The organism is Streptomyces sp. NPDC030991 (genome assembly GCF_055571235.1).
Genome location: NZ_JBVIFR010000022.1, coordinates 59,669 through 73,230, shown reverse-complemented (window position 1 = coordinate 73,230; position 13,562 = coordinate 59,669). Strand labels below are relative to the sequence as shown.

Annotated in this window: 12 protein-coding genes; 3 read left to right on the top strand and 9 right to left on the bottom strand. The window is 71.7% G+C overall.

The genetic code is table 11. From position 1 onward, the window contains the following. Positions 1-125: 125 nt before the first annotated feature. From ACZ45E_RS32025 to ACZ45E_RS32000, 6 genes are all read right to left on the bottom strand, one after another. Entirely contained in the window at positions 126-1,832 is a 1,707-nt protein-coding gene (locus ACZ45E_RS32025; protein WP_468227505.1) for an ABC transporter permease subunit, read from the bottom strand. Then, on the bottom strand, positions 1,829-3,295 hold the full coding sequence (locus ACZ45E_RS32020; protein ID WP_468227502.1) for an ABC transporter substrate-binding protein: 1,467 nt from the start codon (positions 3,293-3,295) through the stop codon (positions 1,829-1,831). Before ACZ45E_RS32020 ends, ACZ45E_RS32025 begins: the two co-directional genes overlap by 4 nt. Beyond that, on the bottom strand, positions 3,295-3,849 hold the full coding sequence (locus ACZ45E_RS32015; protein ID WP_468227499.1) for a GNAT family N-acetyltransferase: 555 nt from the start codon (positions 3,847-3,849) through the stop codon (positions 3,295-3,297). The genes ACZ45E_RS32020 and ACZ45E_RS32015 overlap by 1 nt, the downstream gene beginning before the upstream one ends. Before the next feature lie 136 nt (positions 3,850-3,985). Then, complete coding sequence (gene ispF / locus ACZ45E_RS32010; protein ID WP_468227497.1) at positions 3,986-4,492, bottom strand: 2-C-methyl-D-erythritol 2,4-cyclodiphosphate synthase; 507 nt, start codon at positions 4,490-4,492, stop codon at positions 3,986-3,988. Further along, positions 4,482-5,231, bottom strand: a complete 750-nt coding sequence (ispD, locus tag ACZ45E_RS32005; protein ID WP_468227495.1) for a 2-C-methyl-D-erythritol 4-phosphate cytidylyltransferase — start codon at positions 5,229-5,231, stop codon at positions 4,482-4,484. The genes ispF and ispD overlap by 11 nt, the downstream gene beginning before the upstream one ends. A gap of 255 nt (positions 5,232-5,486) precedes the next feature. Further along, on the bottom strand, positions 5,487-5,969 hold the full coding sequence (locus tag ACZ45E_RS32000; protein ID WP_003953493.1) for a CarD family transcriptional regulator: 483 nt from the start codon (positions 5,967-5,969) through the stop codon (positions 5,487-5,489). Between the two features lie 634 nt (positions 5,970-6,603). Between ACZ45E_RS32000 and ACZ45E_RS31995 the strand changes: the two genes are divergently transcribed. Next, complete coding sequence (locus tag ACZ45E_RS31995; protein ID WP_468227491.1) at positions 6,604-7,257, top strand: copper chaperone PCu(A)C; 654 nt, start codon at positions 6,604-6,606, stop codon at positions 7,255-7,257. Positions 7,258-7,351: 94 nt separating this feature from the next. Here ACZ45E_RS31995 and phoP read toward each other — a convergent pair whose 3' ends face one another. Then, the gene (gene phoP, locus ACZ45E_RS31990; RefSeq protein WP_468227651.1) at positions 7,352-8,023 is read right to left on the bottom strand and encodes a two-component system response regulator PhoP; all 672 of its coding nucleotides are present in this window, start codon (positions 8,021-8,023) and stop codon (positions 7,352-7,354) included. A gap of 5 nt (positions 8,024-8,028) precedes the next feature. Further along, complete coding sequence (gene phoR / locus ACZ45E_RS31985) at positions 8,029-9,312, bottom strand: two-component system sensor histidine kinase PhoR (RefSeq protein ID WP_468227488.1); 1,284 nt, start codon at positions 9,310-9,312, stop codon at positions 8,029-8,031. Positions 9,313-9,500: 188 nt separating this feature from the next. Between phoR and phoU the strand changes: the two genes are divergently transcribed. After that, the gene (phoU, locus tag ACZ45E_RS31980; RefSeq protein ID WP_468227485.1) at positions 9,501-10,190 is read left to right on the top strand and encodes a phosphate signaling complex protein PhoU; all 690 of its coding nucleotides are present in this window, start codon (positions 9,501-9,503) and stop codon (positions 10,188-10,190) included. 552 nt (positions 10,191-10,742) lie between these two features. Next, positions 10,743-12,725, top strand: coding sequence for an Ig-like domain repeat protein (locus ACZ45E_RS31975; RefSeq protein ID WP_468227483.1), 1,983 nt, complete (start codon positions 10,743-10,745; stop codon positions 12,723-12,725). Positions 12,726-13,070: 345 nt separating this feature from the next. Here ACZ45E_RS31975 and ACZ45E_RS31970 read toward each other — a convergent pair whose 3' ends face one another. Next, positions 13,071-13,442: a GIY-YIG nuclease family protein gene (locus tag ACZ45E_RS31970; protein ID WP_468227481.1), complete on the bottom strand. Its 372-nt coding sequence runs from the start codon at positions 13,440-13,442 to the stop codon at positions 13,071-13,073. Positions 13,443-13,562 lie beyond the last annotated feature (120 nt).

Sequence of the window (13,562 nt, the reverse complement as noted above, 5' to 3'; positions counted from 1 at the left end):
GAGTTCCCGGACGCGGAGTCGCTTCTGGGCGGTGGGGTCCACGGGGTGCTGTTGTGGGGGCTTTTGTCCGCCGCGTGCAGCGCCGTCGTGGCTGGTCGCACGGTTCCCCGCACCCCTCGAAGGGCTCACGGCGTGCGGCGCCCCTGCCGGGTCGATGCCAGCGCCACCAGCGCGCCCACGCAGGCCAGCGCCGCCGCGGGCGCCAGTACCGACCAGGGGGCCCGCTCCGCGTAGGGGAGGTTCTCCATCAGGAGGCGGCCCCACTCGGGGGTGGGGGGCTGGGTGCCGAGGCCGAGGAAGCTGAGGGAGGCCAGGGCGAGGGTCGTGGGGGCGAGGCGGAGCACCGCGTGGCGGGCGACGGGCGGGAGCACACCGGTCAGGACGTGGTGGCGCAGGATGTGCAGGCGCCCGGCGCCGTACGCGGTGGCCGCTTCCACGTGGCCCGACGCCCGTTCCGTCTCGGCGAGGGCCGCGGTGTGGGCGGCGAGCGGTGCCCAGCCGACGGCGGCGACGGCGACGGCGGCCCCGGTCAGGCCCGCGCCGAAGAGGCCGGTGACGAGGAGGCCGGCGAGGATCGCGGGCATGGCGTTGGCGACCTCGGTGAGACCGGCGGTCCAGCGGGCGAGACCGATGGCCACGCCGGCGACGAAGTCGACCGCGCACACCGCGGCGGCGACGGCGAGCGTGCGCAGGGCGCCGTGGCCCAGCCGGGCGAGTACGTCGCGGCCGAGCGCGTCCGTGCCGAAGGGGTGGGCGGCGGAGGGCGCGGAGAGGCGGGCGGCGAGGTCGACCTGGAGGGGGTCGCGCAGGAGCCCCCAGACGATGACGGCGAGGAGCAGGGCGGCGAGGACCCCGGCCGCGTACAGGCGTGCGGGTCCGCCGCCGGGGGTTCTGGCCAGTCCGGGCAGCGCGCCCGCCTTCAGGGCGGGTCCGAGCAGGCGGCGGCGGAGCAGGCCGACGGCGACGGCCGCCGCGACGCCGAGCGCGAGCAGGACGACGAGGCAGCCCTGGAGGAGCGGCAGGTCCAGGTCGAGGGCGGCGGCGACGGCGGTGCCGCCGAGGCCGGGGATGGCGAAGACCGCTTCGACGGCGGCCGCGGCCCCGGTCAGGCCGACCACGGTGAGGCCGGCCTGTGGGAGCACGGCGGGCAGGGCGCGCCGGGCGGCGTGCCGGGCGATGCGGGCGCGGGGCAGCCCGCTCGCCCGCCAGGTCCGTACCCAGGGTTCGGCGAACGCGGCGGGCAGCGCGTCCTGGCCGAGCCTGCCGAGGACGGCCCCGGCAGGGATGCCGAGGGCGAGGGCGGGCAGCACGGCGGAGGCGGGCGACTGCCAGCCCTGCGCGGGGAACCAGCCGAGCCGGACGGCGAGGAGCGTCGCGAGGACGGAGGCGAGGAGGAACTCGGGGAGCGCGGCGAGGATCCCGGCGCCGGCCCCGCCCGGCGGCCGGGTGGTGCCGCGCCGCAGGGTGGGCAGGCACAGGGCGACGGCCACGACGAGGGCGACGACCATCGCGTACGCCATCAGCGACAGGGAGACCCCGAAGGCGGCGCCGACGTCCGCGCCGACGTCGGCGCCGGTCACCCAGGACGTGCCGAGGTCGCCGTGGAACAGGCCGCGCACCCACTGCCCGAGGAACGTGAACGGGCCTTGCCCCAGGCCGAGTTGGTCGCGTACCTCGGCGAGCTGGCCCGGGGTCGTGGGCGCGTCGCCGTAGCGGGCGTGGAGCACGGTGAGTGCCGGGTCGGTGCGGGTCAGCCAGGGCAGCAGGGCGGTGACCAGGAGCAGCCCGGCCGCCGCGACCGCACGGCCGGCGACGACTGTCGCGTTCTTCATCGGGCGCGGGTCTCCAGTCCGACGAACTGTCGCTCGTAGGGGTCGAGGACGACCCCGCGCACTCCGGCGCCGACGCCCTGGAGGTGCTCCTCGTGGACGACGGGCACGGCCGCGTCGGTGCGCAGGATGGCGGCTTCGGCGGCGAGTACGGCCCGCTGCCGTGCGGCGCCGTCGAGCCCGGCGGCCTCGCGTACGGCGGCGTCGACGGCCGGGTCGCGGAGCTGGGAGATGTTGAAGCTGCCGCCGCTGGTGAAGTCGGAGGCGAGGTAGGAGACGGGGTCGCCGGTGTCGAGGGCGGTGGAGCGCGACATGAGGAAGGCGTCGTACTCCCCGTCGAGCGCCCCGGTCTCCAGGCGCGCGTAGTCCTTGACGACGAGCCGGACGTCGAACCCGGCGCGCTCCAGCTGCTGCTGGAGGGCCGCGGCCACTTCGGGCAGTTCGGCCCGGTTGGTGTACGTGGCGAGGGTGAGGCGTTGCCCGCGCGGCGTCGCGGCTCGCGCGCGTCCGGTGACGGGGAGCTGTTTGCCGTCGGCCCAGGCGAATCCGGGGCCGAGGAGACCGGCGGCGCGTTCGGCGTAGCCCTCGTAGACGCTGGTGGCGAGGGCGGAGGTGTCGATGCCGCGGCGGACGGCGGCCCGCAGCCCCGCGTCGGCGAGCGGCCCGGTCCTGGTGTTCAGGTACAGGGTGGTGGTGCGCACGGTGGCGACCTTGCGGGCGCGGCCGCCGAGGATCAGCGCCTGGGCGGCGGGGACGAACTCGGCGAGTTCGATCTGGCCCGAACGCAGCGCGTTGGCGCGGGCGTTGTTGTCGGCGACGAAGGTCACGTCGACGCCGCGTGCGGCCGCTCTGCCGCGCCAGTGCCCGTCGAACCGGTCGAGCGTCGCGGAGACGGCGCCGTCGAGCTTCGTCAGGGTGAACGGGCCGGTGGCGTGCCCCACCGGGTCGACCGCGCCGCCCTTGCCGTAGGCGGCCGGGGAGAAGACGGCGAGGGAGGGGTTGGCGAGCCGGGCGGGCAGCAGCGGGTCGGCGGCGCGGGTCGTGATCCGCACGGTCCGCTCCCCCACCGCGCGGGCCGTCAGCTCCACGTCGCTGAGCACCCGCGGTGTCACCTTCGCCCGCCCGGCGGCGCGCAGCGCGCCCACGACGGTTTCGGCGGTGACCCGGCCGCCGTCCTGGAAGCGGGCGTCCCGCAGGGTGAACTCCCAGGTGGTGGCGGTGGTACGGGTCCACTCGGCGGCCAGCGCGGGGTGGATGACGCCGTCGGTGTCCATGCGGGTGAGCCCGTCGACGACGGCGAGGCGGCTGAGCAGCAGCCCGTCGTCGCCGTACGGGGAGAGGCCCTGGGTGGGCGCGAAGGCGAGGTCGACGGCGATCCGGCCGCCGCGCGCGGTGCCGGTGAACGAGCCGCAGGCGCTGGTGAGCCCGGTCCCGGCCGCCGCCAGCAGGAAGCCGCGGCGGCGCATCAGGCGACGGCGGGCACGGCTGCGGGCAGCGGCAGTTCGAAGTGGACGATGCCCTGTCCGCCGCCGGGCAGCGCCCGCTCGTCGCAGACCTCGTGGGCGAGGGAGCGCCAGAACGGTTCGGCGCCGGGCACGGCCGGGTCGGTGTGCAGGTAGAGCGTCTCGTAGCCGCCGATCGTCGCCGCGAAAGCGGTCAGTTCGCGTACGAGGGCGCGGGCGAGGCCGTGGCGGCGGTGCGCGGGGCGGACGTAGATGCGGCAGAGCTGGGCGGTGGTGCCGGCGGGGAAGCGGTCGGCGACCCACCGCGGGTTGGGCGGCGCGGCGGGCGCGCGGTCGCGGATTCCGCCGGTGGCGACGATCTCCCCGCTCGGCAGGTGCTCGGCGACGAGCAGGGTGCAGCGTTCGGGGCGGAGGTAGGCGGCGGCCGGGTCGATGATGTCGGCGTGCCAGCGCGGCACGTACCCGGATCTCAGATCGCGGTACACGGTGTCCAGCATGACGGCGCGGGCCCCGTCCACGTCGCCGACACCGGCCGCGCGGATCTCGTACTCACCCATTGCCTGACACTGCCTTCACCACGCACCACGGACGCCTCGGACCGAGGACCATGGGACCCGGCCGGACACTTGCCCACCCATGCTAACTGCAACTGATGTGCAGTAAGCGGCGGGGCGGGCGCCGGCCGGGAGCGGTCTACGCCCGCGCCACCAGCGCGGTGGCGATCGCCATCAGGCCCTCGTCACGCCCGGGGAACCCGAGCCCGTCGGTGGTCGCCCCCGATACCGACACCGGCGCTCCGGCGGCCTCGGAGAGCACCTTCTGCGCCTCGTCGCGCCGCTTGCCGATCTTGGGGCGGGCGCCGACGACCTGGACCGCGACGTTGCCGATCACGAAGCCGGCCTCCCGCACGATGCGCGCGGCCTCGGCGAGCAGCGTCAGGCCACTGGCGCCGGACCACTCGGGGCGCCCGGTGCCGAAGTGCTGCCCGAGGTCACCGAGCCCGGCGGCCGAGAAGAGGGCGTTGCAGGCGGCGTGCGCGACGACGTCGGCGTCGGAGTGCCCGGCGAGGCCGGGCCCCTGGCCCTCCCACCTGAGCCCGGCGCACCACAGCTCCCGGCCCTCCTCGAAGGCGTGGATGTCGGTCCCGATACCGACCTGCGGAAGCGCCATCGGCAGCCCCGACTGCTGGTCAGAACCCATCGGTGGCCCTCCTGCGGGCGAGTACGGCCTCGGCGAGCAGCAGGTCGAGCGGCCGGGTCACCTTGAACGCCTCCTCGTGCCCGGGCACGAGGACGACCTGGAGACCGAGCTTCTCGACCATGCCGGCGTCGTCGGTGACGTCGTCGGTGACGGTCTCGTGGGCGCGTACGAGCGTGGCGTGCTCGAAGCCCTGCGGTGTCTGCACGGCGCGCAGCCGGGCCCGCGGAGGCGTGGCGACGACGGGCTCGGGCGAGCCGTCGGTGGCCGGTACGACCTCCTTGACGGTGTCGGCGAGCGGCAGCGCCGGCACGACGGCGGGTGCGCCGTCGCGTACGGCCTCGATGACCGCGTCGACGGTGTCGACCGGGACGAGCGGCCGGGCCGCGTCGTGCACGAGCACGATGTCGATGCCGGACGGCAGCGCGTCGAGCCCGAGCTTCACGGACTCCTGGCGCGATTCGCCACCGGGCACGACCAGGAAGTCGGTCCGGTCGGGAAGCGCGTGGTCGGCGAGGAGCGTCTTGACCTCGGCGGCGCCGTCCGGCGGTGCGACGACCACGACGAGGGAGACGGAGCGGGACGCCGCCATGGCGCGGACGGCGTGAATCAGCATCGGGGTGCCGTTGAGCGCGCGGAGCGCTTTGGGGGCGCCAGGGCCGAGGCGCACGCCCCGTCCGGCGGCCGGAATCACGACCGCGGTGCGGGCGCGACCAGCAACGGGACGCGTTTCGTCAGACATCGGTTCCGTTCAGGTTTGTACGCTCGGGGGTGGTGGGTATGGCCACATCGTGTCGGGCACGACTTCTTGACCGGACCCTTCCGTGACACTGGTCGAGCCAGCTGTCCGGGCCCGGCACACCTAGTACGACCCAGTACGGGCGTCCCCGGTGAGCGATGAGCGGGACGGTTGCGGGTACGAACATGCCGCAGCGCCCGGCGACACCATCAGGGTCAGCGGGCACCACGGCATTGTTCTACGCGGCGGCAGCGCGTATCAGGACGCGAGAACCTCGTCGAGCAGGGCCTCGGCCTTGTCCTCGTTCGTGTTCTCCGCGAGAGCGAGCTCGCTCACCAGGATCTGGCGAGCCTTGGCGAGCATGCGCTTCTCACCCGCGGACAGTCCGCGCTCGCGCTCCCGACGCCACAGGTCACGGACGACTTCCGCGACCTTGATGACATCGCCGGAGGCGAGCTTCTCCAGGTTTGCCTTGTAACGGCGCGACCAGTTCGTGGGCTCCTCGGCGTACGGCGCGCGCAGTACCTCGAAGACCCGGTCGAGCCCGTCCTGACCGACCACATCACGCACGCCGACGAACTCCGCATTGTCCGCTGGCACACGCACCGTCAGATCGCCCTGAGCGACCTTCAGCACCAAGTAGGTCTTGTCCACGCCTTTGATCTGGCGAGTTTCGATAGCCTCGATCAGCGCGGCCCCGTGATGGGGATAGACCACGGTGTCGCCAACCTTGAACGTCATGTGACAGGTACCCCTTCCGTGGCTATCCAGGGTAACACGGAAACTGCGGGTTCTGAATGGCGTTTTCGCAGGTCAGGGCATATCTCGGGGCTTGACAACAACAACAGGAACGTGCTGCGAAGGGGTGGCGGAGCACGGTATTCGCAGGTCGGAGCCGCTCTCCGGCGACCCCGAAACATCTACGTCACGGGCGCCCGAACGCACCCCCGCAGGGGCAAACATCCCGGTTTGGGTAGTTCGAAGCGATGAACTTCCGCTGCTCCGTTCGAGGCCGCGCGGGCCCGTTCGAGGAGATTCCGGAATTGATCACCGTGATTCCCGGCATCGGATGATCGTTTTTCTGGACCGCCATGCATTCCTTACCGGATATCCGCACTCGCAGGTGGGTGGCGGTTTTTCGAATGGTGAACGTGGTGCCAATGGTGACGGCGAGGAGCACGGGGAGCACGGGGCGTCCGGCGCCGGACGGACGGGCAAGTGGCCCTGATCCGCGAGCCGGGACCGGCTAGGGGCGGGTCGGGTGCGGCGACCAGGGAACGGCTCGGTAGCCTAAGGCCGCTGACAGTCCCTTAGGACGGCTTTACAACCTGTGGATGCCGTCTGCTCCGCCCCCGTTCAAGGAGATGCCGCCGCCGTGAGCAGCAGCCTTCGACGCGGCGCCCTCGCCGCCGCCTCCATCGCGTTCTCGATCGCCTCCCTCGCTGCGTGCGGTGCCGGCAACAACGCCCAGACACTTGAGGTCAAGCCGGACAACGCCGCGGTCACGGTCGGTCACATCAAGATCCAGAACGCCACCGTCATCACCCAGCCGGACCGTTCGTCGCAGGGCCCGGCCGTCGTGACGGCCACGCTCTTCAACAACGGTCCGACTGCCGAGACCCTGGAATCGATCAAGGTCGACGGTGTCGACAAGACCGCGAAGCTGTCTGGCGCCAAGGGCGGCTCGAAGATCACGGTCCCGGCCGGCGGCTCGATCGTCCTCGGCGGCAAGGGCAACGCCTCCGCCGAGCTGCCCAACAGCCGTACCGCGGTCCTCGACGGGAACGCGCAGCCGATCACGTTCGGGTTCAGCAAGACCGGTGACGTGAAGCTGAAGGCGTTCGTGGTGCCGGCCGAGCACTACTTCGAGAAGTGGGGGCCGACCAAGGCGCCCTCGTCGCCGAACGCCGACGCGTCGGACTCCGCGTCCCCTTCGGACTCGGCGTCCCCCTCGAACTCCGCCTCTGACTCTGCGTCCCCGTCGGACTCCGCGTCCGGCTCCACCTCGCCGGACGCCGCGGACCACTGAGTCGTACGTCACGCATCCCGTACGCCTGAGGGCGGGCCCCCGGATCGGGGCCCGCCCTCAGGCGTAACAGGATGCGGGCTGAGCCGCCGCCGGCCTACGGCTCGAACTTGTACCCCAGGCCGCGCACCGTCACCAGGTAGCGCGGGGCCCCCGGGTCCGGCTCGATCTTGGCGCGCAGGCGCTTCACGTGGACGTCCAGGGTCTTGGTGTCGCCGACGTAGTCCGCGCCCCAGACCCGGTCGATGAGCTGCATACGGGTCAGGACCCGGCCCGCGTTGCGCAGCAGCATCTCCAGGAGGTCGAACTCCTTGAGCGGCAGGTCGACCTTGGAGCCGGAGACCGTGACGACGTGCCGGTCCACGTCCATCCGTACCGGGCCCGCCTCCAGGGCCTGCGGGGAGACCTCCTCGGGCTCGCCGCGGCGGCGCAGGACGGCCCGGATGCGGGCGACGAGCTCGCGCGAGGAGAAGGGCTTGGTGACGTAGTCGTCGGCCCCTATCTCCAGGCCGACGACCTTGTCGATCTCGCTGTCCTTGGCGGTCACCATGATGACCGGGACGTTCGAACGGCCGCGCAGCTGACGGCAGACCTCGGTGCCCGGCAGGCCGGGCAGCATCAGGTCGAGCAGGACGAGATCGGCGCCGTTGCGCTCGAACTCGTCCAGGCCGTCAGGGCCGGTGGCCGCGATGGCGACCTCGAAGCCTTCCTTGCGGAGCATGTAGGACAGGGCGTCGGAGAAGGACTCCTCGTCCTCTACGACGAGCACTCGGGTCACGGAAGGACCTCCGGGGCGGCAGGGATGGATTCGTATGCGGTGGAGCGGTCGGGCCCGTGTGCGTCGTCTTCGTCGCGTACGTCTCCGGGGCCGGTGGCGAGAGGGGTGCCGAGCTTCTGCGGGACGCGGGTCGCGGCGGCCTCGGGCAGCCGCAGCGTGAAGGTGGAGCCCTGTCCCTCGGAGCTCCACACGGTGACCTCCCCGCCGTGCGAGGCGGCCACGTGCTTGACGATGGCGAGGCCGAGGCCGGTGCCGCCGGTGGCCCGGGAGCGGGCCGGGTCGACGCGGTAGAAGCGCTCGAAGATGCGCTCCTTGTCCTTGTCGGAGATGCCGATGCCCTGGTCGGTGACGGCCACCTCGATGAGGTGGCCGCCGGGCGCGGCCACCTGGCGCGCGGCTATGCCCACGCGCGTGCGGGCCGGCGAGTAGTTGACCGCGTTCTCCACGAGGTTGCCGAGGGCGGCGGCGAGCTGGCCGCGGTTGCCCCAGATCTGGAGGTCGGCGGTGCCGCCGGCGGCCATGGTGATCTGTTTGGTGGCGGCGGGCTGGCGGCAGCGGTCGATGGCCTCGGCGACGAGTTCGTCGACGCGGACCGGTTCGGCGTCCTCCAGCGGGTCGTCGTTCTGCACCCGGGACAGGTCGATGAGTTCCTGTACGAGGCTGGTCAGGCGGGTCGCCTCGATCTGCATGCGGCCCGCGAACCGTTCGACCGCCTCGGGCTCCTCGGAGGCGTCCATCACGGCCTCGGAGAGCAGGGAGAGGGCGCCGACCGGGGTCTTCAGCTCGTGGCTCACGTTGGCGACGAAGTCGCGGCGTACGGCTTCGATACGGCGGGCCTCGGTCAGGTCCTCGACGAGGAGCAGCACCAGGCGGGAGCCGAGGGGGGCGACCCGGGCGGAGACGGCGAGGGCGTCGCCGCGGCCGGTGCCGCGCCGGGGCAGGTCCAGCTCGACCTGCCGTATCTCGCCGTCGCGCCGGGTGTCCCTGACCATCTGCATCATGGGCTCGACGGCGAGTTTCCCGCCGCGTACGAGACCGAGCGCGTACGCCGCCGAGCTTGCCTTGACCACGCTGTCGCCCTCGTCGAGGACGACGGCGGAGGAGCGCAGGACCGACAGGACCGTGTCGACGCCGGGTGGCAGGACGGGGTCCGTGTGCAGGGAGGTGCGGGTGGGGCGTTTCTGGTCGCGCTCGCTCCAGCGAAACGCCAGCATGGCGATGACACCGGTGCACACTCCGGCGATCGCTGCCGCTGCGGCGACCGCCGCGTTCACGTCCATGTCTTCAGGTTATGCGGCCTGACAAGGTCCTCCACAGCCGTCCGGGTGGTAGCTCGAACACTCGTCGCCCAGAGTTCACCTTGGATACGGGACCGGTTCACTTGGGGTGCCGGATCCGGACGCGTACGGGGCCGAACGTGGGACCGTGAGGCTGACCCGGGCTCACGACAGAGAGAGGGAACGTTCGTATGCGTGACGCGTACCACGAGGAACTTGACTCGATCGGCGAGGGCCTGGTCGAGATGGCCCGCCTTGTCGGGTCGGCGATCGGGCGCGCCACCACGGCCATGCTCGACGCCGACCTGAAGCTCGCCGAGAACGTGATCGCCGCCGATCAGAAGGTCGACGATCTGCAGCATGACCTGGAGGCGCGGGCCATCGCCCTGCTCGCGCGGCAGCAGCCGGTGGCGACCGATCTGCGGATCGTGGTCACCTCGCTGCGGATGAGCGCGGACCTGGAGCGCAGCGGCGACCTGGCGCAGCACGTCGCCAAGCTGGCGCGGCTCCGGTTCCCCGACCGGGCCGTACCGCACGATCTGCACGCGACCATCCTGGAGATGGGGCAGCTCGCCCAGCGCCTGATGGCGAAGGCCGCCGAGGTCATCATCACCAAGGACGTCGATCTGGCGATGCAGCTGGAGCAGGACGACGACGAGATGGACCTGCTGCACCGCACGCTCTTCCAGCACCTGATGGACGAGAAGTGGCAGCACGGGATCGAGACGGCCGTCGACGTGACGCTGCTGGGCCGCTACTACGAGCGGTTCGCCGACCATGCCGTGTCGGTCGCCAAGCGGGTGGTGTACCTGGTGACGGGTGAGCACGCGGATGACGTGCAGGCCGCGGCGGCGTCGGCCGCGGCGGTCGAGCCGGCCTGACGGATCGCGCGCCGGGCGCGCGGGTGAGCTCGCGCGCGGGGCTCGCAAGCGGGGCGCTCTGTGCGCCCGTCCGGACAGCAGGGCCCCGCACCCGTTCGGTGCGGGGCCCGTTGTGTCAGCCGGAGCAGCCGCCGCACTGGCAGGGGGCGCCCGACTGGCAGCCACAACCGCAACCCGAGCCGCAGCCGCAGGCCCCGAGCAGTACCGACTGCGGTGCGGGACGGTTCACTTCGACGGGAGTTCCAGGCGTCTGGTCGGGCCTGGGGGACTCGGCAGCCATAGGTTTCCTCCTCGGTGGTCTCCTCGGTGGAGTACCTCCCTCATTGCATGCCCAGGGCGGCGGGCGCATCAACGGCGCATACGGGCAGGGCGGCCCGCCTCGCCTGAGCCCCGGCGCGACTCCCTCCCCATCTGTCACTGCCATGTCATACGCTGCGCGGCAGTGGCCGCGCCCCGGGCACCCGCTGTTCTCATGTGCGAGGGACCTGGGCGTCGCGCGGCCCTCTCATCTCCCGGCCATGCACCGGGATTCCTCTGTGGGGGTATACGACTGTGCGTACGCGCAGCATTTCCGCCGCGACAGCGGTCGCGGTCCTGTTCGGTTCGGTGGTGCTCGCCGCGGGGACGACGGGCACGGCCGCGGCCGACACCGTGCGGCCGATCGGCGTCGACGAGCCGTGGGACACCGTCCTGGACCCCGTCCACCAGCGGCTCTACGTCAGCGACCGCTCCGGCGGCCGCATCGTCGTCACCGACCTCTCCGGTCGGACCGTCACCACCCTGACCGGCCTGAACTACGTACAGGACCTCACGCTCTCCGACGACTCCGGCACGCTGTACGCCGCCGTCGCCGGGAGGGACGAGATCGTCGCCGTCGACACCGCGACGCTCACGGTGACCGACACGTACCCGACCGGTGAGAAGACCGAGCCCGCGCAGGTCGCCTACGCCGACGGCCGGCTCTGGTTCGGCTACGGCGACCAGTGGGACTCCGGCATCGGCTCACTCGACCTGACCACCACCCCGGCGACCGTCACGCTCGACAGGACCGGAGGCTTCGACTTCTCCGGCCAGCCGCTGCTGCGCACCGACCCCGCCCTGCCGGGCACGCTCCTGGCGGTCGACGGGCACATCAGCTCGGGCCCGGTCGTCGTCTACGACATCGCGTCCGGCACCCCGAGCGTCAAGGTCACCGCCGACAGGGGCGGCTTCGCCGACGATGTGACCTTCACCCCTGACCGCCACAACATCGTCCTCGCGGGCATCGGGCGCAAGAAGCTGACGGAGCTGCGGCTCTCCGACCTGTCCGAGGTCCGCACGTACCCGACCCCGGGCGACACGAACTCCGTGGCCGTGGCGCCGGACGGCACCGTCGCGGCGGGCTCCGACAACTGGGACGCGATCGGTGACGTGGCCGTATTCCCCGGCGGGTCCGGTGCTCCGGCCTCCGTCCGCACCGTCAACCGCGGTGATGTCCTCGGCACGGCACCGCGCGGTGTCGTCTGGTCACCGGACGGCTCGAAGCTGTACGCGGTCGCGGCCGACCGCCGCGGCGACGCCACCGACGCGTTGACCGTCATCACCGAGCCGCGCAAGTACGTCACGACGGCTACGCTCAGCGCTCCCGCCAAGGCCACGCGCGGCAAGTCCCTCACCGTCACCGGCACCCTCAAGGCGTCCCTGCCGCTGCCCGCGGGCACACCCCTGACAGTGATCCGCACCGACCTGGAGTCTCCCCACGGCAAGTCGCTCGGCACCAAGACCCTCGGCTCGGGCGGCAAGTTCACCTTCACCGACACACCGCCCGCGGGCTCCAAGGTCACGTACAAGGTGTCGTACGCGGGCGACGCCTCGCACGTCGCGGCCTCCGCGTCGGACACGGTCGAGGTCTCCCGCGCCACCCCGGCCCTGACCCTGAACAAGAACGGCAACGTCTACGCCTACGGCTCGGACGTCTCCTTCACCGCGCACCTCGGCTCCACGTACAAGAACCGCACGGTCGAGATCTGGGCGAACCCCTACGGCGGCGACAAGCCCAACAAGCTCGTCAAGAGCGGCCGGGTCAACTCGAGCGGCAATCTGTCCGCGACCGTCGACATGAGCCGGGACACCGAGGTCAAGGCGGTGTTCGCAGGCGACTCACGCACAGCACCCAAGAGTGCCAAGTCCACCGCGTACGCCCGGGTGAAGGTCTCCACCACGGTCGCCAAGCACTACAAGAAGGCCAACATCGGTTCGACGTCGTACTACTGGTTCCACAAGAGCACGGACCCGGTGCTGAACACGACGATGACGTACTACAAGGGGCGCAAGCAGCGCTTCGAGCTACAGATCTACTCGGGCGGCTCGTGGCACACGACCGCCTCGCAGTACTTCGAGCTGGGCACCAGCGGGCGGTCGGTGATCACCCTGGGCGCTCCCGGGAAGTCGGGCATCAAGGGCCGGGTGCGGTCGGCGTACTTCAACGGCACGTCAGGGGACAGCGTGAACTCGACGACGTACGGCGCCTGGAAGTACCTGTACTTCTCCGGGTGACCGTGTCTGTCGGGTGACCGTGCCTGTCGGGTGACCGGCCCGACGGCAGTTCGGTGACCGGGCGGCTGTGGGGCCTCGGGCAGGCTCTCCACTTCTCCGCCGCAGCCGCCAGGGCCACGCCGAAGTAACGCGACCAGCAAAAAGCCCCCTCCCGGCGGAAGACCGCGGGGAGGGGGCTTGAAGCGTGGGGCTACTTCTTCTTGCCCTGGGTCTTGCCGGGGATCTTGGCGACCTGCGTTTCCGCTGCTCAGGATCGGTGGACTCGTGCGCCTGGTGGTCGTCGGTGGTCATCATTGGCCACTGTTGAGCGTCCTCGGACGGCCCAGCCAACGGCCGCTCGACGCTCTATGAGCTGATGGGCAACTCTCGTGCTCGCTCGCGTGCTTGAGCCCGTAGCTCCTTCAGTCGGCTGTGGAATGCATTGCGGCGGTTCTGATCAAGGTTCAGCGGGATGTCGAGTTGAGAGATGAGTTGGGACTCCAGGTCCCACGGTTCGCTCCGCTCGATCCAACACACTCGCGCGTTGTCCGCCATCCACTGGGTCAGTGTGGCTTCGCCGTCCTTGCCGAAGGTCATCCGCTTCCCGCTGCCCACGCGGCGCAGACCGAGGCCGAGCAGGCAACCGAGAGTGAGCCGCAGGGTCGAGCCGGCCGCGTTGCCCCGGTAGTGGTAACGCACGCGCTTGCGCAGGTTCTGAGTGCTGGTCCGGTTGGCCATGTACCGCGGGGCTATCCCGACGTAGAGCAGGCGCCCAGCGTCCAGGCCCGGATGGGGCGGCCGCTTGAAGTGCCACCCGTAGATCCCTGCCGCCGCCGGGACAGGGCTCGGACGCACCAG